The 21,760-nt window shown below is 39.4% G+C and carries 18 protein-coding genes, 1 tRNA gene and 1 pseudogene; 16 read left to right on the top strand and 4 right to left on the bottom strand.

Translation table 11 applies throughout. From position 1 onward, the window contains the following. Nucleotides 1-11: 11 nt before the first annotated feature. Both RM347_RS09685 and crtO read left to right on the top strand, forming a co-directional pair. A complete protein-coding gene (locus RM347_RS09685; RefSeq protein WP_322720812.1) occupies nucleotides 12-770 on the top strand; it encodes an LmeA family phospholipid-binding protein in 759 nt (252 codons plus the stop codon). A 104-nt stretch (nucleotides 771-874) separates the two neighbouring features. Continuing rightward, complete coding sequence (gene crtO / locus RM347_RS09680) at nucleotides 875-2,569, top strand: beta-carotene ketolase CrtO (protein WP_322720813.1); 1,695 nt, start codon at nucleotides 875-877, stop codon at nucleotides 2,567-2,569. Between the two features lie 238 nt (nucleotides 2,570-2,807). On the opposite strand, the gene RM347_RS09675 is transcribed toward crtO, so the two are convergent. Further along, nucleotides 2,808-2,879: transfer RNA gene (locus tag RM347_RS09675), tRNA-Thr, on the bottom strand. 382 nt (nucleotides 2,880-3,261) lie between these two features. Between RM347_RS09675 and argF the strand changes: the two genes are divergently transcribed. The 8 genes from argF to RM347_RS09635 all read left to right on the top strand — a co-directional run bounded on the left by argF (nucleotide 3,262) and on the right by RM347_RS09635 (nucleotide 10,980). Continuing rightward, on the top strand, nucleotides 3,262-4,182 hold the full coding sequence (gene argF, locus RM347_RS09670; protein ID WP_322720814.1) for an ornithine carbamoyltransferase: 921 nt from the start codon (nucleotides 3,262-3,264) through the stop codon (nucleotides 4,180-4,182). A gap of 230 nt (nucleotides 4,183-4,412) precedes the next feature. Continuing rightward, entirely contained in the window at nucleotides 4,413-5,018 is a 606-nt protein-coding gene (gene lexA, locus RM347_RS09665; RefSeq protein WP_163929533.1) for a transcriptional repressor LexA, read from the top strand. A gap of 100 nt (nucleotides 5,019-5,118) precedes the next feature. Continuing rightward, a complete protein-coding gene (locus RM347_RS09660) occupies nucleotides 5,119-6,600 on the top strand; it encodes a DNA phosphorothioation system restriction enzyme (RefSeq protein ID WP_322720815.1) in 1,482 nt (493 codons plus the stop codon). A gap of 286 nt (nucleotides 6,601-6,886) precedes the next feature. Next, nucleotides 6,887-7,060, top strand: a complete 174-nt coding sequence (locus RM347_RS09655; RefSeq protein WP_322720816.1) for a hypothetical protein — start codon at nucleotides 6,887-6,889, stop codon at nucleotides 7,058-7,060. Next, entirely contained in the window at nucleotides 7,057-9,129 is a 2,073-nt protein-coding gene (locus tag RM347_RS09650) for an AAA family ATPase (RefSeq protein WP_322720817.1), read from the top strand. The genes RM347_RS09655 and RM347_RS09650 overlap by 4 nt, the downstream gene beginning before the upstream one ends. Nucleotides 9,130-9,194: 65 nt before the next feature. Further along, on the top strand, nucleotides 9,195-9,758 hold the full coding sequence (locus RM347_RS09645; RefSeq protein WP_322720818.1) for a Uma2 family endonuclease: 564 nt from the start codon (nucleotides 9,195-9,197) through the stop codon (nucleotides 9,756-9,758). Nucleotides 9,759-9,797: 39 nt separating this feature from the next. Then, nucleotides 9,798-10,349, top strand: coding sequence for a Uma2 family endonuclease (locus RM347_RS09640; protein WP_322720819.1), 552 nt, complete (start codon nucleotides 9,798-9,800; stop codon nucleotides 10,347-10,349). A 157-nt stretch (nucleotides 10,350-10,506) separates the two neighbouring features. After that, a complete protein-coding gene (locus tag RM347_RS09635) occupies nucleotides 10,507-10,980 on the top strand; it encodes a DNA phosphorothioation-associated protein 4 (RefSeq protein WP_322720820.1) in 474 nt (157 codons plus the stop codon). A gap of 28 nt (nucleotides 10,981-11,008) precedes the next feature. Here RM347_RS09635 and RM347_RS09630 read toward each other — a convergent pair whose 3' ends face one another. Together RM347_RS09630 and RM347_RS09625 are read right to left on the bottom strand one after the other, a co-directional pair. Next, the gene (locus tag RM347_RS09630) at nucleotides 11,009-12,178 is read right to left on the bottom strand and encodes a DNA sulfur modification protein DndB (RefSeq protein WP_322720821.1); all 1,170 of its coding nucleotides are present in this window, start codon (nucleotides 12,176-12,178) and stop codon (nucleotides 11,009-11,011) included. A 95-nt stretch (nucleotides 12,179-12,273) separates the two neighbouring features. Further along, nucleotides 12,274-13,872 (bottom strand): DGQHR domain-containing protein, encoded by a 1,599-nt coding sequence (locus RM347_RS09625; RefSeq protein ID WP_322720822.1) that lies wholly within the window; start codon nucleotides 13,870-13,872, stop codon nucleotides 12,274-12,276. A 181-nt stretch (nucleotides 13,873-14,053) separates the two neighbouring features. Here RM347_RS09625 and dndC point away from each other — a divergent pair, with 181 nt between their 5' ends. The 4 genes and pseudogenes from dndC to RM347_RS09605 all read left to right on the top strand — a co-directional run bounded on the left by dndC (nucleotide 14,054) and on the right by RM347_RS09605 (nucleotide 18,892). Then, nucleotides 14,054-15,664: a DNA phosphorothioation system sulfurtransferase DndC gene (dndC, locus tag RM347_RS09620; RefSeq protein WP_322720823.1), complete on the top strand. Its 1,611-nt coding sequence runs from the start codon at nucleotides 14,054-14,056 to the stop codon at nucleotides 15,662-15,664. 87 nt (nucleotides 15,665-15,751) lie between these two features. Next, nucleotides 15,752-16,372 (top strand): annotated as a pseudogene (locus tag RM347_RS09615) (Uma2 family endonuclease). Between the two features lie 193 nt (nucleotides 16,373-16,565). Further along, nucleotides 16,566-18,551: a DNA sulfur modification protein DndD gene (gene dndD, locus RM347_RS09610; protein ID WP_322720824.1), complete on the top strand. Its 1,986-nt coding sequence runs from the start codon at nucleotides 16,566-16,568 to the stop codon at nucleotides 18,549-18,551. Nucleotides 18,552-18,667: 116 nt separating this feature from the next. Then, on the top strand, nucleotides 18,668-18,892 hold the full coding sequence (locus tag RM347_RS09605) for a hypothetical protein (RefSeq protein ID WP_322720825.1): 225 nt from the start codon (nucleotides 18,668-18,670) through the stop codon (nucleotides 18,890-18,892). A 6-nt stretch (nucleotides 18,893-18,898) separates the two neighbouring features. Here the strand turns inward: RM347_RS09605 and RM347_RS09600 are convergent, their stop codons facing one another. Then, complete coding sequence (locus RM347_RS09600) at nucleotides 18,899-19,573, bottom strand: DUF726 domain-containing protein (protein WP_322720826.1); 675 nt, start codon at nucleotides 19,571-19,573, stop codon at nucleotides 18,899-18,901. 81 nt (nucleotides 19,574-19,654) lie between these two features. Between RM347_RS09600 and dndE the strand changes: the two genes are divergently transcribed. Next, on the top strand, nucleotides 19,655-20,041 hold the full coding sequence (gene dndE / locus RM347_RS09595) for a DNA sulfur modification protein DndE (RefSeq protein WP_094345020.1): 387 nt from the start codon (nucleotides 19,655-19,657) through the stop codon (nucleotides 20,039-20,041). Between the two features lie 51 nt (nucleotides 20,042-20,092). Then, nucleotides 20,093-21,550, top strand: a complete 1,458-nt coding sequence (locus tag RM347_RS09590; protein ID WP_322720827.1) for a DNA phosphorothioation-associated putative methyltransferase — start codon at nucleotides 20,093-20,095, stop codon at nucleotides 21,548-21,550. The last annotated feature ends 210 nt before the right edge of the window (nucleotides 21,551-21,760 follow it).

The following is a 21,760-nucleotide window of genomic DNA, read 5'->3' as shown; positions in this document are numbered from 1 at the left end:
ATTACTAATTCATGTCTGATGAGCATCGGTTGGAGGAAAAATTTCTATCCCAGGAAGCTGAAAGGAGAATATCCGAAAAGCTAGATGAAGCAGAACAAATAGAAATAGATGTACAAACCGATCTTTTGAAAATAGTTCAGGGACAGGCAGATGGAGTTTCGGTTGCAGGTCAAGGATTAGTGATCCAAAAAGACATTCGCGTACAGGAAATAAGACTGCAAACAGATAGTATTGCCATCAATCCTTTAAGCGCTCTTTTCGGTCAAATAGAACTAAATGAGCCAGTAAATGCCATAGTTCGCATTATACTCACAGAAGTAGATATAAACCGCACTTTGACATCAGATTTTGTTCACAGCCGGATGCAAAATTTTGAGTTGAATGTAGATGGTGAGATTGTGAGTTTTGAGCCGCAACAAATTCAAGTATTTTTACCTGGTGATGGCAAAATAGAATGTCGGGGAAAGGTGCTGTTAAAAGAAATGGGAAATACTCGTCCTTTAGCTTACACTGCGGTGCTTCGCCCACGCACTCATTCACAACCAGCAATGTTGGAAAGTTTTAACTGCACTGACGGAAAGGGTATTTCAATAGAATTAGTTACAGCATTAATGCAGAAAGCCAAAGAACTGATGAACATGCCATTTTTTAAATGGGAGGATATGGCGTTTTCTATTAAAGATATAGAAGTTGAAATCGGTAGTTTGACACTTATGGTAGAAGCTAAAGTAAAGCAAATACCCTCATCAATTACTGAACTATCTCCTTAGTAGTATTTTCCCTAGTTAAAGATAATTTTTGTAACTAGGGAGTGATGTAAATTTATTAAAACTTTTATAAGCTTTTGAAAGCTACTTATTTAAAAATAAGAACTATGCAAGAGTATGATGTTGTGCTTATCGGTGCTGGACACAATGGCCTAGTTTGTGCAGCTTATTTGCTGAAAGCTGGCTATAGTGTCCTGTTACTAGAAAAGCGTTCTGTTCCTGGTGGTGCAGCAACAACTGAAGAATGTTTACCCCAAGAAGCTCCTGGATTTAAATTTAACTTGTGTGCTATTGACCATGAATTTATTCACTTGGGGCCAGTTGTTGAAGAATTAGAACTAGAAAAATACGGCTTGCACTACCTGGAGTGCGATCCTGTTGTTTTCTGTCCTCATCCTGATGGCAAGTATTTCTTAGGACATAAGTCGGTGGAAAAGACTTGTGCAGAAATCGCCCGTTACAATGAACGTGATGCCAAAAAATATGCCGAATTTGTAGACTTTTGGCAGCGATCGCTAGGTGCAATGATTCCTATGTTTAATGCACCGCCAAAGTCAATTATAGACATCCTTGGTAACTACGACATCACAAAACTGAAAGATTTATTTTCGGTTATTGGTTCCCCAAACAAAACGCTGGACTTTATTCGCACCATGTTAACCAGCGCGGAGGATTTACTTAACGAGTGGTTTGATGAGGAATTTCTGAAAGCGCCACTAGCAAGACTAGCATCAGAACTTGGTGCGCCACCATCACAAAAAACCCTTGCCATTGGTGCAATCATGATGGCAATGCGTCATAACCCTGGTATGGCTAGACCTCGCGGTGGAACTGGTGCACTTGTGCAAGCTTTGGTGAATTTAGTCACAAGTAAAGGTGGCGTTATTCTCACAGATCAGCATGTTGAAAAAGTTTTAATTGATGATGGAAAAGCTGTCGGTGTGCGGGTTGCTGGTGGTAAAGAATATCGCGCTAAATACGGGGTTATTTCTAATATTGATGCCAAGCGGTTGTTCTTACAAATGACTGATAAAAGCGATGTTGATGGAGCCGACCCAAATTTATGGGAAAGATTAGAACGCCGCATTGTTAACAACAACGAAACTATCCTCAAGATAGATTTGGCTTTAGACGAACCACTGCGCTTTCCATACCACGCCCACAAAGATGAATATCTCGTTGGTTCTATCTTGATTGCCGATTCGGTGGCTCATGTAGAAGAGGCTCATAGTAAATGTACCTTGGGACAGATTCCTGATGCTGACCCATCAATGTATGTGGTGATGCCTAGCTACTTAGACCCCACATTAGCACCACCAGGCAAGCATACTGTATGGATTGAGTATTTTGCCCCTTATCAAATTGCGGGTGCAGAAGGCACTGGTTTAAAAGGTACTGGTTGGACAGATGAATTGAAAAACAAAGTTGCAGACAGGGTAATTGATAAATTGGCAGACTATGCACCGAATGTCAAAAATGCAACTATCGCCCGTCGTGTAGAAAGTCCAGCAGAACTAGGAGAAAGATTAGGTGCGTACAAAGGAAATTATTACCATGTTGATATGACCCTAGATCAGATGGTATTCTTCCGTCCCTTACCAGAAATAGCAAACTACAAAACGCCAATTGAGAATCTATTTTTGACTGGTGCGGGAACTCATCCAGGTGGTTCGATTTCTGGAATGCCAGGACGAAATTGTGCCCGTGCATTTTTACAGGCAAAGCATCCCATTAGCCAAACTTTGAAGGATGCACGCGATTCGATTAAGTCAACTGTAGAGTCGGTTTTCGGCATTATTTAGGCATTGCAAAAATAGACCCTATTATCATTTGTCTTATACCTTTATGTCTTTGTGCTGAAGATTATGATTTTGGATTGCAAAGACATGAAGGTATTATTTAAAACATCCTCTTATAGAAATTAAATAGCTTTATGTCATCCGCTGTTGTCAATAATTAAATAGCAGTCCATCCTTGTTAAAAGCGACTTAACAGCGACATCTTGTAAATGTATTAGACACTATTGCCAAAATAAACAAAAGCCAGCAGCGGGATTTGAACTCGCGACCTTCCGATTACAAGTCGGATGCACTACCACTGTGCTATGCTGGCAAGTTTAGCGATTACTCTCAAAGAGCAACCACAATTTCTTATTGTACCATAATCTATTTATTTGTCTAGCTGCGATCGCTAAAAAATATCTCCCTCTGACTAATTAGGCTAGAAAACCGGAGAGAGATTTTGGCAATATCGCTGATTTGGTGCGCCTAGATGGTTGAGTTGGCGTTGCAATTGTGATGAAACAGAAAAAAATCAGCGATCGTAATCACTGATAAAGTTGATAAATTAATATTTATAGCAAAAATTCATAGCAAAAACTAACTCAAATCCTGGGCTGGACACAAAAATATCTGGTACAGTTCTAAAACTGTATTTTTTTGATCCGGCTGGTAAAGCAACAGAAATATATAATTGTTCTTTACACATCGGAAGCATGGCAGCGTTGATCGGACGAGATTTATTAAGTCTGGCGGACATCAGTCCAACGGAACTTCAAGAACTCCTGCAATTGGCAACTCAACTTAAATCACAACAGTTGAAGTTGCAGTGTAACAAAGTTTTGGGGTTGTTGTTCTCCAAGGCTTCAACTCGCACGCGGGTAAGTTTTACTGTGGCGATGTACCAACTGGGTGGACAGGTAATTGATCTCAATCCCAACGTCACTCAAGTTAGTCGTGGAGAACCTTTGCAGGATACGGCGCGGGTGTTAGATCGATATTTAGATATTTTGGCAATTCGCACTTTTGCACAACAGGATCTGGAAACTTTTGCTCACTATGCCAAGATTCCAGTGATTAATGCGCTGACTGATGCAGAACATCCTTGTCAGGTATTAGCGGATTTATTGACGATTCAAGAAGGCTTTGGCACTCTTGCTGGGTTAACTTTAACCTATGTAGGTGATGGGAATAATGTAGCTAATTCTCTGATGTTAGGCTGTGCTTTGGTGGGAATGAATGTCAGAATTGCTACTCCTAGCGGCTATGAGCCAAATCCTAAGGTTGTAGAGCAAGCAAGAGCGATCGCTAATCACAAAACTGAAGTCCTCCTCACTCACGATCCAGAATTAGCAGCTAAGGGTTCTGCTGTACTTTACACTGATGTTTGGGCAAGTATGGGGCAAGAAGCAGAAGCAGACAACCGTCTGCCAATTTTCCAGCCTTACCAAATTTCAGAGCAGCTATTAAGCCTTGCTGACCCAGAGGCAATTGTTTTACACTGCTTACCAGCCCATCGTGGTGAAGAAATTACTGAAGCAGTTATTGAAGGTTCCCAATCACGAGTTTGGGAACAGGCAGAAAATCGCTTGCACGCCCAAAAGGCTTTGCTTGCCAGTATCTTAGCGGCAGAATGAAAGAAGTTAGGAGACCCGATTAATCGTGTCTGTACAAAAGCTAAGAGTCAGAATGGCGAGTCTGCGGCTGGCTCTTAACTACTTAATTTGTAAAATATCAAGAATGAATGGCTAAAAGAAAAGAAAATATTCTTGCTTTTGCCTTTCATATTTTTACTTTTCTCTTGTTATGGGGAGTTTTTTGTAGTACTAATGTTCTAGAGACATTTATAATTACTTCCCGCAAATTTATGGAACGTCTAACAGAAGCTCAACAAGAACTTTACGAATGGTTGGCAGAATACATCAGATCGCACCAGCATTCGCCTTCAATTCGGCAAATGATGCAAGCGATGAACTTGAAGTCACCAGCGCCAATTCAAAGCCGTTTAGAACATTTACGCACAAAAGGATATATCGAATGGACTGAAGGACAAGCGCGAACGATTCGGATTTTGCGTCCTGTTAAGCAAGGTGTACCAATTTTGGGGACGATCGCTGCTGGTGGTTTAATAGAACCGTTTACTGATGCTGTAGATCATTTAGACTTTTCTAATTTCGATTTACCTCCCCAAACCTACGCTTTGCGCGTAGCTGGCGATAGCATGATTGAAGATTTAATTACTGATGGTGATGTGGTATTTCTGCGTCCAGTAGCAGAACCAAATCATTTAAAAAATGGCACCATTGTCGCCGCTAGAGTAGATGGATTTGGTACTACATTAAAACGTTTTTATCGCCAAGGCGATCGCGTTACCCTCAAACCAGCAAATCCTAAGTACAATCCCATTGAAGTCAGCGCTATGCAAGTGCAGGTGCAAGGTTCACTCATTGGTGTTTGGCGTGGTTACAACTGAGTAATGGGGAATGGGGAATGGGAACTGGGAAAGATAAGTATCAATGACTAATGCCCAATGCCCAATAATTAGGGTTCATGACTACCTTTGTGCTTAACATATGTACCTGACGCAAAATTCAGTGCAGCAACTGCCCACTTTCCGATTAAAATTGCCATTTGCAAGGGAAAGTAAGGGCAGTTATCACACTTCGCAACCATTACCAGGATGCCCAAGAATGCATCCATCTCTGCAATTGCGGCAATATCAGCGCCAAGCGATCGCTAGCTGGTTTACCAACAATGGCAGAGGGACGCTGAAAATGGCTACTGGTAGTGGTAAAACTATTACTGCATTAGCGATCGCCTGTGAACTCTACCAACAGATTAATTTACAAGTCTTGTTGGTAGTGTGTCCCTATCGTCATCTCGTCACCCAATGGGCGCGAGAATGTGAAAAATTTAATTTGCAACCCATTTTAGCTTTTGAGAATTTACGCACTTGGCAAAGTCAACTTTCTACCCAAATTTATAATCTGCGTTCTGGTTCTCAACGATTTGTCACTGTAATTACTACGAACTCCACTTTAATTGGAGATGGGTTTCAGTCTCAACTCAAATATTTTCCCGCCAAAACTTTAATTATTGGGGATGAAGCGCATAATTTAGGCGCACCCAAGTTAGAAGAAAGTTTACCGCGCAACGTTGGGTTGAGACTAGCTTTATCTGCCACACCGGAGAGATATTTTGATGATTTTGGTACGCAATCTTTATTTGATTATTTTGGGCCAGTTCTCCAGCCAGAGTTTACTTTGAGGGATGCGATCGCTCAAGGTGCTTTGGTACATTATCTGTATTATCCGGTGCTGGTGGAGTTAACTGAAGCAGAAAGTATTGCTTATTTAAAGCTAACTAAAAGAATTGGGCGATCGCTACTATATAGAGAACGAGAAAATGGACAAACAGGAAACTTTGAAGACAATGAAGATTTAAAGCCGTTGTTGATGCAAAGGGCAAGGTTGATTGGTGCGGCGGAAAATAAATTAAATGCTTTACGGGATTTAATGGCAACTCGCCGCGAAACTACTCACACTCTTTTTTATTGTAGTGATGGTTCTCAAGAGGCGGGACAACGTTCATCGTTACGCCAACTCAAAGCTGTTGCTAAAATCCTGGGGGTGGATTTAGGGTATAAAGTCAGTACCTATACAGCACAAACAACTTTACAAGAAAGGGAAATTTTACGGCATCAATTTGAAAGTGGAGAGTTGCAAGGTTTAGTCGCAATTCGTTGTTTAGATGAAGGTGTCGATATTCCAGCAATTCAAACTGCGGTGATTCTATCAAGTTCTGGTAATCCCCGCCAATTTATCCAAAGACGGGGGCGAGTTTTACGTCCTCATCCGGCTAAAGAACGCGCGACAATATTTGACATGATTGTTTTACCACCAGATTTAGATAGAGAAACTATAGAAGTTGAGCGCAATCTGTTAAAAAAGGAATTACGGCGCTTTGTGGAGTTTGCTGATTTAGCTGATAACGCTGGGGAAGCAAGAATGAAGTTACTTGATTTACAAAAGCGATATGGTTTATTAGATATTTGATGAGCAATTGTAAAATTTTTTGAGTTTTGAAAAAAGAAGCATTAAGTATGAAATAATAAAATTATGAAGTTGATAATAATGGGATGTAAGTCAAAATTTTAAAGTTACTTACATTCCATTATTATCTAGGTTAGTTAAAATATATAATAACGGAAAACAATTAAATAATAAAGCATTTTTTAAATAAAATTAGCATTTTAAAGATAACGCAAACAGTGGCTTTACGGAGGCTATTTTAGCACTAGAAAAAGTTAAAATATAGGAAAAGTTTATTTCAAAATCCGATATGTTACAAGAGGCAAATATCGATGATGTGCAGGAGCCAATAACCAGCGCTCCGCCGGAGGTGCGGCGAATTATTGAGCGGGTATGGAAGCTGGAAAAAGGCAGGCTAGATAAAAAGATTAACAGCCATATAAATGATAATATTTTGGACATTATTAAGGAAGAGGTGCGATGAAGCTGACTTCAATCAAGCTATGCAACTTTCGCTCCTTTTATGGTACTACACCAGATATGATCATCGCTGGGGGAGAGGCTCAGAATACAACGATTATTCATGGCAATAATGGCTCTGGAAAAACCAGTTTACTAAATGCCTTTACTTGGGTATTATATGAGAAATTTAGTGCAGCATTTGCGTCGATAGACCAGTTAGTTAATAAGCGTGCGATCGCAGAAACTCAAAAAGGTCAAGCTGTAGAATGTTGGGTAGAAATAGGTTGGGAACATGAAGGTAAACGCTATCGAGTTAAACGCGCCTGTCGGGGTTATAAAAACGAAGGTGATTTTGACACTGGCAAAACTCAATTAACCATGTGGGTTGGTGCAGATGATGGCAAATGGAATATACCAACTCAGCAACCAGACGATATAATTAATCAAATTTTACCCGCTACTTTACATCAATATTTTTTCTTTGACGGCGAACGAATTGAAGAAATAGTCCGTTCTGACAAAAAAGCTGAAATTGCCGAAGCTACAAAAATTTTCTTGGGTGTGGAAGTAATCAACCGTTCCATCAGACATTTAGGAGATGCTAAAAAAACTCTAGAAAATGAGTTAAAAGCGATTGGTGATTCTGAAACTAAACAGTTATTACGACAGCAAGAAAAGATAGAACGAGAACGTGAACGCATTACCAAACGCCAAACTGAAATTAAAGAAGAGTTAGAATATCAACAAACTTTTAAAAAAGAGACAAGTAACCGTTTGCGAGAATTGAGTGCTGCTAAGGAATTGCAAGAAAGATGGCAGGATTTAGAATCGCAGAAGACGGCGAATCAAGAAGAATATAAAAAAACTAAGGAAGCGCTAAAAAAAGTTATTTCGGCGCGGGGTTATACCGTCTTACTTTCAGAAACTACATCCCAGTTTCGAGAGATTATCAATGATTTAAAGCAGCGAGGCGAGTTAACATCAGGGATTTCGCGGGAATTTGTGAATGATTTACTCAATTCTCAGCGCTGTATTTGTGGCGCAGAATTACACGAGGGTAATCATTCTCATATTCATGTGAGTACTTGGTTAAATAAAGCAGGTTCATCGGCGGTAGAAGAAACTGCAATTCGGATGCTAGCACAAGTAGATGAAATTGATAAGCAAGCAATAGGTTTTTGGGAAGAAGTTGATAGAGAACAAGCCAGAATTAATCAGTTAAGGCAAAGCATATCTCAAATTGAAGGCGATTTAGACAATATTCAAGAACGGTTGCGAAAAGATGCTAATGAAGAAATTAGCAGTTTACAAAAACGCTTAGATGAAATTGAAAGTAAAATTGATGAATTAAATCGAGAACAGGGTGCAAATCAGCAGCAAATTGCTCAACTCACAACTGAAATTGAAGGTTTAAACAAACAAATCGCCAAGCAAAAGTTGAATGAAGATAAGCAAACCTTAGCACAGCGACGAATTAACGCCACTCAAGATGCAATCGAACGGCTAACGGAAGTTAGAAATCGTCAAGAACAACAATTTCGCCTGCAACTAGAAAAGCGAGTACAAGAAATATTTACTGAGATTTCTGTGACTCCATACATTCCTAAAATTAGCGATAAATATGAACTGACATTAGTAGAAAATACTACAGGTGTGGAAGCGCCAGTTGCAGCTTCTACTGGGGAAAATCAAATTCTCAGTTTATCTTTTATAGCCAGCATCATTGACAAAGTACGGGAATGGAGTGAAAAGCGTAAAATGATGATGATTCCCGATAGTAGTACTTTCCCAATTGTCATGGATTCGCCGTTTGGTAGTTTGGATGAGAATTCGCGGCGACATATTGCGAAGACAATTCCCCAATTAGCGAATCAGTTGATAGTTTTAGTTACTAAGACTCAGTGGCGGGGTGAAGTGGAAGCAGAAATGACAAATAGAATTGGTAGAGAATATGTGCTTACGTATTATTCCTCTAAGCCGGATTGCGAACAAGATTATATTGAGTTGGGTGGGGAAAGATATCCTTTGGTGAAACAAAGTCCGAATGAGTTTGAGTATACGGAAATTATCGCAGTTGAACGGAATGGGTAATTACTCAAGCAGAGACGCAGAGGCGCGGAGGTTTTTTAGTTACAGTTGAGAAAAGGAATGAGGTGATGGTGGCGAATCCAGACAGAAATTATATGTCTCCACAGGAATATCTGAAATGGGAAGAAGGCCAAGAAATTAAATACGAATATATTGATGGTGAAGTTTTCGCCATGACTGGGGGTACTATTCCTCACAATAGTATTGCTTTAAATTTGGCTTCAGCATTAAAAAGCCACTGTCGAGGAGGTTCATATCGTGTCAATATGGCAGGTGCAAAAGTAGGTGTATCTGAAAATGGGGCTTTTCATTATCCTGATGTTGTGGTGAGTTGCGATGAACGAGATAAACAAGCTATTCAATTTCTCCAATATCCTTGTTTAATTGTTGAAGTTCTATCCCCAAGTACGGAAGCTTATGATAGAGGCGGGAAATTTAGGCGGTATCGTCGCATTCAGACTTTGCAAGAATACGTCCTAATTGATGCCGAAAAGATTAGTTTAGATTGCTTTAATATAAATGACAAAGGGATTTGGGAGTTACATCCTTTTGAAGAGGGGGATGAAGTTCATTTAACCAGTGTTGATTTTCACTTTCCTATTTCTTTCGTTTATGAGGATATTCAATTGTAAATTTAAATTTCACGCAGAGGCGCAGAGAGAAGAGAAGATATGAGTATTAAAACTGAAGCAACTATTGAAGATTTGTACGAATTACCAGACAATTGTAAGGCAGAGATTGTCAATGGAAAATTGGTGCTGATGTCTCCAACTGGATTTTTCCCAGGACGTGCAGGTGGTGAAATTTATGCAAGTTTACGGGATTATGAACGTCTGACAAAAAGCGGCTATGCTTTACCTGATAATGTCGGTTTTATTGTCAATCTCCCTCATCGTCGTTCTTTAAGTCCTGATGCCGCATTTTATACTGGCAAACCTACAGGTGGGAAGTTTCTTAATGGTGCGCCTGTGTTTGCTGCTGAGGTAAGAAGTGAAAATGATTATGGTGAGACAGCAGAGAAAGATATGGCTAGCAAACGCCGTGATTATTTTGCGGCTGGTACTTTGGTAGTTTGGGATGTGGATGTACTTAAAGAGGAAGTTATCAGAGTATATCGTGCTGGTAATCCTGAAGAACCCCAAATTTATCGCCGTGGTGAGGTGGTGGAAGCTGAACCTGCGTTACCAGGATGGAGTATGTTGGTGGATAATTTGTTTGTTTAGCGATCGCCCACCTACTATCATAAAATCATACCTTGGCAATTGCGTAAACCTAGCGATCGCCCACATACTATCATAAAATCATACCTTGGCAATTGCGTAAACCTAGCGATCGCTTTTCGCTGTCGGTTAAGATGGCAACAATGTAAATATTAATATCATGGCTGAAACTGGCAGAATCAGGGTTGCTAAAGATAAGGCTGAGTTGGTGAAAGGTTTAACATCTTCAGATGGTGGAACAGGGCCTTTTAATACTTTTGCTGATGTGATTGTATTTGCAGCAGCTTTGGGTGCAAAGCATAAAAAACGGGTGGCTTTGGGAGAGATTTCTAAAAGGGAACCATCGCCAATCAGGATAGAGTATTTTGCCTCAATGGGAAATGATATTTTAATAAAATTATTAGCAATTAATGAAACTAAAGATATAAAAACACTATCTATTAATGAAGAAGAATATGAAAGACAACGCAATCATATATTTGAAGAGTACGCTAATGGTGGATTGGAAATATTGCAAAATGAATTGCGTGGGTCAGTAGATTATTCAGAGCGAATTTTATTATTTCTCAGTTATGAACGAACTACTAGGGAGAAACAAGATGAGGAATTTGATCTGACCAAATTCCTCTCTTGATTTTTAAGTGGTACTTGTAAGTAATGATTTACATCCACCCTAGCCTGATTTTTACTGTCTTGACTGCATCTGCTATAGGAGTTGGTTTATTTAAAATTTCGTAGTCACCACTAGCTGATTTCCTCACTAGATTAGTTTCCCAAAGACTGTTCTTTCGTGACCAGTCTAGCTGTGCTAGCTGTGAAATTTTTTGTTCATCAAAATAATTATTATCCTTGTTATAAATGGAGTATAGCAATCGCCCTAATACTTCGAGTCCAGCACTTACCCCTAACACAGAAGATTCCCTAAAAGCACCTGATTGATGAGGAGTAAGCTTGTCAATAGGTGTTTCAGAAATATCTTTTGTGTCTTTACATTCTGAGAAAAACTTATTTAAACACTTTGCTAAAGCTTCTGACAGTTGTTCAACATCATACCCTTTAAGTTCATCTTTTGTATTATCAGCAAATACACAACTGACAAAACGGGCTATAAAATTAGTTGTATAAATTAGTTTTTGACTAGCATTTTTACCAATTTTATTTGTTTTTTCATTAAACATTCCTACTTGTTCTATTAAGTTTTTAGTGATGCCAACCCTACCTTCAAACTCACCAAATGATAATAACAACGAATTATCTAGTTGTTTTGTTTGAGCCATATCTCGGAAGTCAGTTTGGCACTGGCGCTTGTCTCCCTCTAAAATCAGCGTAATAGCAAACTGGTCACGACCAATTAAGTGGCTTTCATTACTAAAAATCAATTCATGAATCGCCGTTTTACGGTGCTGTCCATCTGTAATATCTAGTTTAATTCCATTAGGAATAACGACTATACAAATTCCCCTACCTAATTCATGTATTTTTATATTTTGTTCATCAACATTAGCTGTAATTGTTCCTAAAACCCAGGGTTTGCCGGCTTGAGCGCGTTCAACAACATAGTCTTTTATTTCTTTAGCATGACCTTTGACCTCTGGACGGTTCTTACCCGAATCAGGATCATTTTTAGTAGAAGGTTTAGCTTGAAGAAGAGCGGGCAAATCTTTGGCAGGTACATTAATTTGCAGCATTTTCCGCTTTCCCTGATGAAAAATCAGCCCTGGATAGCATGACTCTATATGGTTTTCCGAAAAAAGCGGCGCAACTAAGGTAATAAAATTAGCTTTAATCTCTGGGGAAACATTATTGTTATTATCTTGGTTTGTTTGAGTCATACAGATACCTGTAAAGTGGTAGATTACACTATATGCTCTTATTATACTTAAACCCCAGTAATAACCACAATAAAAAGTCTTGAAAACTGTGTCAATTATAAAATAGGTGGAAGTCCTACAGCTTTTGGATCAACAAACTCGCCATCAAAACTTATAGTTTTATCTTCCACAGTTCTAGCATCCGCCAAAGCCTTACGAAGTTCAGCACGTTCCATCTGTTCCTGAATTCCACCCAGGATATAAACCAATAACTTCGCCGCTAAATCTCGTCCAGCAACCTGCACCCGCTTTTTATTTGGGTCATACAAAACCCCATACCAAAGAGATTGGGGATATTCCATACCACTAAAGCCGCCTTGCTGGTCAAACTTCCGCAGCTTCTTAAAAATATCTGCTAGGGAAAAACCTTTTTTAAATACCAAAATTCCTAAAGCTTGGGCTAATGCAACTTGAGCAACCGGACGGAAAAGCATATTTCCTTCACCTCCATCCTTCTCAAAGCTGAAGCGCCGTAAAGCTGGTGTATCTTCGTGTTCTAAAATTTTATAACTGGAAAGACTAGCTAAATTATCAAATAGCTTGCTAAATTCCTCAATCCCCTGCTCAAGTTCTTCATCCTCTGGACGCATGGGAATTAGACCTTTCTCCAAGGGTTTCCAGTGGGGGAACTTTTGAGCCAAATATCGCTCAGACATATCTTGTAGAGCTTGCAAAGTCGTCAAAACTGTAGAATTGGAGGCTACTGTTGCACTATTCCAATTGACGCGGGGATTACGTTCTTGTCGTTGTTCTAATAGTGGATGTGTAACTGCAATTTTTCTAGCAACGATCGCAAAACCATCATCCTCATTCAACTGTGTTAGTTGCCCTTTAGTCAACGGTGCAGCCATCAGGTTGACATGAACAAAAATCGATCTCACCCTCCGCCTTGCCTGGGTGCGAGTTTCCCCAGCCGCTACCGCACAGATAAACTCAATACCAATTTTTTCCTTGGGTAAATTTTGCAAGTAAGCAAGGTCTACTTGGTACTTTTCTATCAAATCATTGACTGTAATAAAACTGTCATCAGCACCTTTATCTTTTTTATAGCGCTGGAGTTTACGAGTTTTGATTAACTCCATCAACCCCTGAACCCCCATCAGTCGATGTTGTCCATCTAGTGCATAAATGGTTACATCATCCTCAGAAATATTTAGCAGACCTACCTTACCGTCTTTATCTAGGGGTATAAAATCAGTCGTAGACTTTGTGGCGCGTCCTTCGCTATCCCACTCAACAGCTTTGGGATTATCCACCCACGATTGATTAATCACCACCAGCACCGGCGGAAACTTATGGTTGTCTCTAGCCGCTAAATACTGGACTAGCGGTGCTTGACGTGACCAATCAAGGGGACGTTGCTGAATTTCATCAATACTATCTGCGTCAATCTCGACATTATCAGTTTCAGGATTGTACTTTTTCTGAAATAAAGGTAAACCAGAGGCGAAGTGAACCCGACCTGCGAACCATTCCAATGTAACAGAGCTAACATAAGCTTCAGTACCACCCATCTCGGTTTTTTGAACGAGAATCTGATCTTTTCTCCCTAAAAACTTCTCTAGGAGTAAAGCTAGTACCTGTTTTTCTTTATTTTCTCGTTCCAGATATTCTCTAGCGATATCAGCAGTTGGGTCAGATGCACTATCTTTCATGTTAAATTTTAAAAACAGAATAGTATTATGTAGTTTAATTATCCAAAAAATTGGATATTAGTAGTAAAGTTTTTAAAAACTTTTCTTTAACCTACAGAGGTGGGTTTTGTCTGTGTAGCCGCGAATTCTATTCGCCCTATTTTCCCAGATATTATGCCAGTGTTTCCAGAGATTAGGAGAAATGACTACAGCACAACAACCAGAAAATCAAGTTCAGCAAGCGAATACTGTAGCAGATTTAGTGGCAGATATCCAAGCTCTCACTACTGAAATTCAAGAATTGTATTGCTTAGATGAAATACCTTGGGTTGTGGGTTACTCAGGGGGAAAAGACAGCACCGCGATTTTGCAGCTTGTGTGGAATGCGATCGCCGCACTCCCTGACGTAAAGCGAACTAAAACAATCTACGTAATCACCACAGACACACTGGTAGAAAATCCTATTGTTGCTGCTTGGGTACGCAATTCTCTAAAACAGATGAAATCTGAAGCCCAAACCCAAGGATTACCATTTGAACCCCATTTGCTACAGCCAGAGTTTAAAGAAACATTTTGGGTAGGTTTGATTGGTAAAGGTTATCCAGCACCCAAAGGAAAATTTCGTTGGTGTACAGAACGCCTGAAAATTAATCCCTCTAACCGCTTTATTCGTGATGTGATTCGAGCGAGTGGAGAAGCGATCGTTGTGTTGGGGACTCGCAAAGCTGAAAGTACAAAACGTGCTAGCCGAATGAGAAAATTGGAAGCCCAACGGCTACGCGATCGCCTTAGTCCTAATATGAACTTGCCAAATTCTTTAGTTTATAGCCCTATTGAAGACTGGCAAAATGATGAAGTCTGGATTTATCTCATGCAATGGGAAAACCCTTGGGGGTACAGCAATAAAGATTTATTTACCATGTATCGAGGTGCTTCTGCTGATAATGAATGTCCTTTAGTCGTCGATACATCTACCCCTAGTTGTGGTAGCTCTCGTTTTGGTTGCTGGGTTTGTACGCTCGTTAGTCAAGATAAATCGCTGGCGGCGATGATTCAAAATGACGAAGAGAAAAAGTGGATGCAACCTTTACTTGATTTCCGTAAAGAATTAGATTCTGAAGAAACCCGTGATAAAAGAGATTTTCGACGTAGAAATGGTGGTGTCCAACTTTATGAACGTAACTTAGAAGATGGGACATCTATTGAACCTATTCCTGGCCCATTTATTAAAGAAGCGCGGGAGGAATGGTTAAGAAAGTTGCTTACAGTTGAAAAACAAATTCGTCAAACAGCGCCAGAAAATATGCGCGACATAACCCTAATTACTCTAGAAGAAATGAGCGAAATTCGCCGCATTTGGCTAGAAGAAAGACACGAATTTGATGATAGCTTACCCCGGATTTATCAAGAAGTGACAGGCGAAGAATTTCAAGACCCCCGTCCTGGCGCTGACTATAGCTTACTAGGTCGTGATGAATGGATAGTATTAGAAGAAATCTGTGAAGGTGACGCGATGCACTTGGAACTCATGGCGAAATTGTTAGACACAGAACGCCAGTATCGCAAAAAGACTCGTCGCGTGGGAATATACGAAACTTTAGAAAAATGTTTTAATACGAGTTCCCGTTCCCCGGAAGATGCGATTAAAAATGCTCGTTTGAAACGCGAATTAAGCGAAGCAGTTAGTCAAGGTGACGTTGCTAAAGTCAAGCAGATGACTTTGGGCGATGTTGCAGCAATCAATGAAGTAGATGAAGGTAAAAGTGAAAGTGATGAAGAGGTAACTTGGGCAAGTATGAAATTTAAAAAGTAAAAAAATAGAATAATAGAAGATAGGAGTCAACAAACTACTTAAAGAACGCTTGACAAAGTTTGATTATCTTAAAACAAGCGAGGTTCTATGATTCAAGCCATACACAAATTAGTAACTTTTGAAGATTTTGCAGCTTGGCGGCCTGAAGGTGGAAGATACGAATTACATGATGGCATGATTGTTGAAATGGCTCAACCAGTTGGAGGTCATGAGGATGTTGTTGGTTTTTTGGCGCTAAATATATCTATCGAAATTGGGCGACAAAAACTTCCTTACTTCATTCCAAAAACTGTATTAGTCAAGCCATTTGAAAGTGAATCAGCTTATTCACCAGACATCTTAATAATCAATAGACCAAATTTAGTGAATGAGCCTTTATGGAAAAAAGAATCAACTGTATCTCAAGCTGCATCTATTCCATTGGTTATTGAAGTTGTTAATACTAATTGGTGAGATGATTACTACAAAAAATTAGCTGATTATGAAGCTATAGGTATTCCCGAATATTGGATTATAGATTACGCGGCTATAGGTGCTAGGAAGTTTATTGGCAATCCTAAACTGCCTACTATATCCATTTATGAATTAATTGATGGTGAGTACCAAGTTACTCAATTTAAAGGCGATACCCATATTGTCTCGCCTACTTTCCCAGAATTGAATTTAACCGCCGAACAGATTTTTCAAGCTGGAGGTGTGCAAATCTAGCCACGCTTACCAACACCCAAACAGATGTAATCGCATTTATTAACAGTTAGTGATGGTATTATCTATATTTCATAGACAATATTTTTTCTCAATGCGTCAGACAAAATCATCTAATTAATTTTATCTGATTCCTTTGATCACAAAGTTTCTGCTTCTGCGATCGCTGTCTAACTCATGTTCATTTTAAAAACTAATGATATTTCTTGAACTCGTATTACAAAACTTTGGCCCGTATAGTGGAAAACAAGTAATCAACCTTAACCCAAAAATTGATGAGGAAACCTCACGTCCAATTATCCTTTTAGGTGGGATGAATGGCGGCGGAAAAACTACCCTTATGGATGCCATTCGTCTTGCTCTTTATGGCCCCCGCGCTCAATGTTCTACCCGTGGTAATTTAAGTTATAGCGATTTTCTAAACCAATGTGTTAACAACAAAATAGATCCAGTTGCAGACACTCGTATTGAATTACTTTTTGAACATATTGAAAATGATAAACCAATAAAATACCGTGTTGTCCGTAGTTGGACAAAAAATCCTAAAGACGGTAAAGATACATTAGGTATTTTAGGTGATAGTGATACATGGCCTGATGCTTTAGTTAATATCTGGGATGAATATATTGAAAATCTTCTGCCATTAGGCATTTCTAACTTATTTCTCTTTGATGGTGAACAGGTTAAAGAACTCGCAGAACAGGAAACACCACCACCAGTTGTAGTAGATGCAATTCGCGGACTTTTAGGTTTAGAGTTAGCAGATCGTTTAGCAGTTGATTTAGATATCTTAGCTAACCGTAAACTTAAAGAAGTTGGTAATAGTAAAGATTTAGCAAACCTAGAGGAAATTGAAACTAGGTTAACCCAACAGCAAGAAGATTATCAAACCACAGAAGAGAAATTAGAAATTCTCAAAAATCAGGTAGAAGATTTAGAACAAAAGCAGCAAGAAGCCTTTGATAAATTCATTTCTGAAGGTGGGAAGATTGCAGCAGAACGCAATCAACTAGAACTACAACAGGATACAAAAACTGCGGAAATTGAACAAGTACGTCAATCGATGTGTGAATTGGCGGCTGATGTTTTACCTCTGGCATTAATTCCTAATTTGCTTAATCAGGTGCAAGCACAGGGAGAAAAGGAATTTCGCCATCAACAGATACAAATTTCTAAAGATTTGTTAATTGAACGAGATCAGCGTTTACTCACTTGGCTAAATCAAGTAGACATTTCTCCGATACAAGTTGAAAAAATCCAATCATTTTTAATCCAAGATGTAGATAATTTATATGCAAAGACTCTTAAGACGGAAGTACCTTGGTTATTAGCTGATGATGAAACTTTAAGTCAGCTAGATAATCTCATATATCACTTACAAAATTCTCAGCTTTTTGCCAAAGAAAAATTAACTATTCTCAAAAATAAAGAAGAAGAAATTCATACTTTAGAAAGGCAAGTGCAAACAGCAGCAGCACCAGAAGATTATACAAAGCTGCGTCAAGCATTAGAATCGGCACAAAATCAAGTCGTTGAAGCTAAAGCAAATTACGAAACAATCCGCCGTCATTTAGCTGAATTAGAAACTCTTATTGCTAAGTCAAAAAGAGAATTAAGTGATTATACTGTAGAAAATATTAAACATAAAAATAGTGAACATATTATTACCTCTGCGGCTAAAGTTCAAAATACACTCAAGATTTTTCGTGAAAAATTAACCCTGCGAAAACTCAATAAATTAGAGGAGGAAGTTAAAAACTGCTTTCTTTATCTCCTCCACAAATCAGACTTAGTGCATCGCATCACGATTGACACTAAGACTTTTAGTCTTTTGCTTTACGATTTAAATGGTAAACCTGTTCCTAAACATCGTTTATCAGCAGGCGAAAAACAACTACTTGCGATCGCATTCCTCTGGGGTTTAGCCAAAGTCTCTGGACACCGCCTACCAGTTGCAATCGATACGCCACTAGGTAGACTAGACTCTTCCCACCGCAGCAACTTAGTTGAACGTTACTTTCCATCCGCCAGCCATCAAGTGATTTTGTTATCTACGGATACTGAGATTGGAAAGAAAGAAGTCGAAACACTGCGAGAAAATGAAGCGATCGCCCGCGAATACCTGCTCAAATACGACTCCTCCACCCGCCAAACAACTATCCAACCAGGATATTTTTGGTAGTAGATATTATTAAAAAATTGAGCAATGTCTAACGACAAGCTGCTATGCGTCTACACAATTTTTTGAGGACTACATCTTTACAATATATCTAACGACCTTTGGAAAAGAGATCAATTATGAACTCACCACATTTAATAAAAATAGAGCATGACCTACGTGTTTTGTCTTTAGAAGAATTAGAATGGCTATTAGAACGTATCGAAAAGCAAGTTCAAGAAAAAAAGCAAATATCAAATAAATTCACTGATATTAAATATATTAATGAACAACTAGTTGCAATGGCTAGTGATTTATATATACAGCTAGAAATTGCCGCTATTAATAATGAATTGGGGTTATAAAAAATTTCATATCTGCCATAGCCCTTTTCTAACTAACTCTGGTAAGTAGTCGAAGGACTTGGATGCGCTATGGCTTTTACCAATAAGATATGTTGCATCTTCATTGGCAATTCTGGGGTGATACTCTTTTATTGGTTTCCGTCCACAAGCATTTTGTCCGGCTTCAGCTGTTTTAAATATATATTTTAATATTTTCTCATCAGAGCTATATACATTGATTAAGTTTCCTCTGATGTGGGAAGCTACATATCCCCAATTTTTGCTACTATCTCTACGAACAGCACTAGCAAGAAGAATCACATTTTCTAATAAATGTTGTTTTTCTGTCCAAACTTCCATGCAATAATAAGCAACACGCGCCCCTAATGAATGAGCCATAAGAGAGACATTTTTTTCAGGGATTTGATTACAAATTAAATGAGGAAAGTAATCTCTCCCAACTCGTTCTGCACGATATTTGGTTTTATGCCAGTGACCAAGACCCAAACCCATAATAGAACTTTCAAAAAGACCAGAATCCCACGATAAATGATATACAGAATGTCGCCAACCAGTATTACTCAAGGCATAAAGCAAGTTATTGTTTCTTACTTTTTCTTCGCTTAAATATCCATCTATAAAAACTAAGGCTTTTGAACTGTCTGCTGGGCGTGAGAGAAGTCGCAGTTCAGGGCTTTCCATTAATTATTCCTTGGCAAAAACTTAAGACATACTCTTAGTTTTCCCAGCAGTATGATTTCTATATCACTTTTTATAAAAACTATGGAATCCCCAATCGAAAGAATAAAACTTTCCCAAACAGCCAAAGACCAACTTACCAAACTGAAGCGCAGCACCAAAATCGACCAATGGAATATCTTATGCCGTTGGGCATTTTGTCGTTCCCTCGCAGAATCAACCACACCCTCCCCCGTCCCAATTCCCCAGGATAGCAATGTCGAAATGAGTTGGCGCGTTTTTGGCGGCGAAATGTCTGATATACTCCTCCTCGCCCTCAAGCAACGCTGTCACAATGACGGTTATCCCACCGATAAAGAAACCCTCGCCACACAATTCCGCTTACATTTGCATCGCGGTATTGGCTACTTAGCAGGCGATCCAAATATCAAGAAAATTGAAGATTTAATTGAACTGGCGGTTAAAAATTGAAAGGATATTAGTTGACTGTTAACTGTTCACCGTTAACTGACAACTAATATTATGCCTGAAGCGCTAGAAATTGAGCGTCATAGAGCTGCGATCGCTCGCACTGACATATCTCGCCCCGTTCGATTGGCAATAGAATGGGCAATCCTGAATCCAGATACCACTTTTTTTGACTACGGCTGCGGCTACGGTGGTGATGTGCAGCGAGTCAAAAACTTAGGCTACACCAGTACAGGCTGGGACCCTTACTACTATCCGGATGTACCACGCACCCCCGCCGATGTGGTCAACTTGGGTTATGTCCTTAACGTTATTGAAGACTCAGAAGAACGCCGTCAAAGCCTGATCCAAGCTTGGGAACTCACTGGAAAAGTTTTAATTGTCGCGGCTCAAATCCTGATTAACGCTCCTAGCAAAACCCAACTTGCTTACAATGATGGCATTGTGACGCGCCGCAATACTTTTCAGAAATATTACGAACAACAAGAACTCAAAACTTATATTGATGAAGTACTAAATGTAGATGCAGTACCGATCGCACTAGGCGTTTACTTTGTTTTTCGAGATGAAGCTGAAAAAGAAAGCTACAAAGCTATCCGCTTTTTTTCTACCACTTCTACACCGCGAGTCCGTATCCCCATCAAGCGGTTTGAAGACTATCAAGAACAGCTGCAACCATTAATGGCTTTTTTTACCAAGCGCGGTAGACTACCCGTGAAAGGCGAATTGGAAAATGAACAGGAATTACTGAGCGAATTTGGTAACTTTCGCCGCGCCTTTGGTGTAGTTTTGCAAGCTACTGATGAGGCTGAATGGGATGCGATCGCTTATCGTCGTTCTCTTGATATCCAAGTTTATCTCGCCCTCACCCACTTTGATAAACGTCCTGCATGGCAAAAGCTAGCGCCAGAAATGCGTCACGATATCAAAGCCTTTTTCAGTAGCTACGAGGAAGCTTGTCAAGTAGCCGACCAAAAGCTTTTCAGTTTAGGTAAACCTGGGGTAATTCAAACTGCTTGCGAAAAAAGCAAAATTGGTAAACATACACGTGGTGCCCTTTACGTCCATGTTTCCGTACTAGCAGCACTTGATCCCTTACTGCGAATTTGTGAAGGTTGCGCTAGCCGTACCATTGGGCGTGTAGATGAAGCCACATTAATTAAATATCACACCGATAAACCGCAAATATCCTATTTGTCTTACCCTGAATTCGACACTGATCCTCACCCGACGTTAAAAGCCAGCATAGGTATTGATTTAAAAACCCTAGTCGTCACTCATCGAGACTACCAAACTAGGGCAAATCCACCGATTTTGCACCGTAAGGAAACATTTGTTACCAGCAACTACCCACGCTACGAAGAATTTGCTAAACTCACCCAACAAGAACAGCAATTAGGATTACTCAATAGTAAAAGTGACATCGGTACGCTTGAAGGTTGGGAAAAATGCCTTGCTGCACACAGAGTAGAAATCAGGGGGCATCAGGTTTATCCAATTCAGGAAAGTTAAGAAAACGCTGACGCTATAAGGTTATCCTGAATTTGTATTTAACCCAAGTAAATCTTGGTAGTTTGTCATGTTTGCGGGAAATCACATAGCAGCGATGATGAGTTTCAATCCCCGATCGGGATTATATATGGAAGTGCTGCCGCTCCGATAATTCAAACCCTTATAGGTAATGTTACATGATATACTTTTGGATTTCCTCATTGTATTTTA

This window comes from Nostoc sp. ChiQUE02 (assembly GCF_034531305.2).
In the GTDB taxonomy this organism is placed as follows: Bacteria; Cyanobacteriota; Cyanobacteriia; order Cyanobacteriales; family Nostocaceae; genus Nostoc.
This window is presented reverse-complemented; position numbering and strand designations above follow the sequence as displayed.

Bases quoted from the DNA above. Each gene is read 5' to 3' on its own strand.
- crtO (WP_322720813.1), top strand. From the start codon at position 875: ATGCAAGAGTATGATGTTGTGCTTATCGGTGCTGGACACAATGGCCTA.
- RM347_RS09635 (WP_322720820.1), top strand. From the start codon at position 10,507: ATGGCTGAAACTGGCAGAATCAGGGTTGCTAAAGATAAGGCTGAGTTG.
- RM347_RS09590 (WP_322720827.1), top strand. From the start codon at position 20,093: ATGCCTGAAGCGCTAGAAATTGAGCGTCATAGAGCTGCGATCGCTCGC.
- dndE (WP_094345020.1), top strand. From the start codon at position 19,655: ATGGAATCCCCAATCGAAAGAATAAAACTTTCCCAAACAGCCAAAGAC.
- dndC (WP_322720823.1), top strand. From the start codon at position 14,054: ATGACTACAGCACAACAACCAGAAAATCAAGTTCAGCAAGCGAATACT.
- argF (WP_322720814.1), top strand. From the start codon at position 3,262: ATGGCAGCGTTGATCGGACGAGATTTATTAAGTCTGGCGGACATCAGT.
- dndD (WP_322720824.1), top strand. From the start codon at position 16,566: ATGATATTTCTTGAACTCGTATTACAAAACTTTGGCCCGTATAGTGGA.
- RM347_RS09630 (WP_322720821.1), bottom strand. From the start codon at position 12,178: ATGACTCAAACAAACCAAGATAATAACAATAATGTTTCCCCAGAGATT.
- RM347_RS09640 (WP_322720819.1), top strand. From the start codon at position 9,798: ATGAGTATTAAAACTGAAGCAACTATTGAAGATTTGTACGAATTACCA.
- RM347_RS09625 (WP_322720822.1), bottom strand. From the start codon at position 13,872: ATGAAAGATAGTGCATCTGACCCAACTGCTGATATCGCTAGAGAATAT.
- RM347_RS09650 (WP_322720817.1), top strand. From the start codon at position 7,057: ATGAAGCTGACTTCAATCAAGCTATGCAACTTTCGCTCCTTTTATGGT.
- RM347_RS09645 (WP_322720818.1), top strand. From the start codon at position 9,195: ATGGTGGCGAATCCAGACAGAAATTATATGTCTCCACAGGAATATCTG.
- lexA (WP_163929533.1), top strand. From the start codon at position 4,413: ATGGAACGTCTAACAGAAGCTCAACAAGAACTTTACGAATGGTTGGCA.
- RM347_RS09600 (WP_322720826.1), bottom strand. From the start codon at position 19,573: ATGGAAAGCCCTGAACTGCGACTTCTCTCACGCCCAGCAGACAGTTCA.
- RM347_RS09655 (WP_322720816.1), top strand. From the start codon at position 6,887: ATGTTACAAGAGGCAAATATCGATGATGTGCAGGAGCCAATAACCAGC.
- RM347_RS09660 (WP_322720815.1), top strand. From the start codon at position 5,119: ATGTACCTGACGCAAAATTCAGTGCAGCAACTGCCCACTTTCCGATTA.
- RM347_RS09605 (WP_322720825.1), top strand. From the start codon at position 18,668: ATGAACTCACCACATTTAATAAAAATAGAGCATGACCTACGTGTTTTG.
- RM347_RS09685 (WP_322720812.1), top strand. From the start codon at position 12: ATGTCTGATGAGCATCGGTTGGAGGAAAAATTTCTATCCCAGGAAGCT.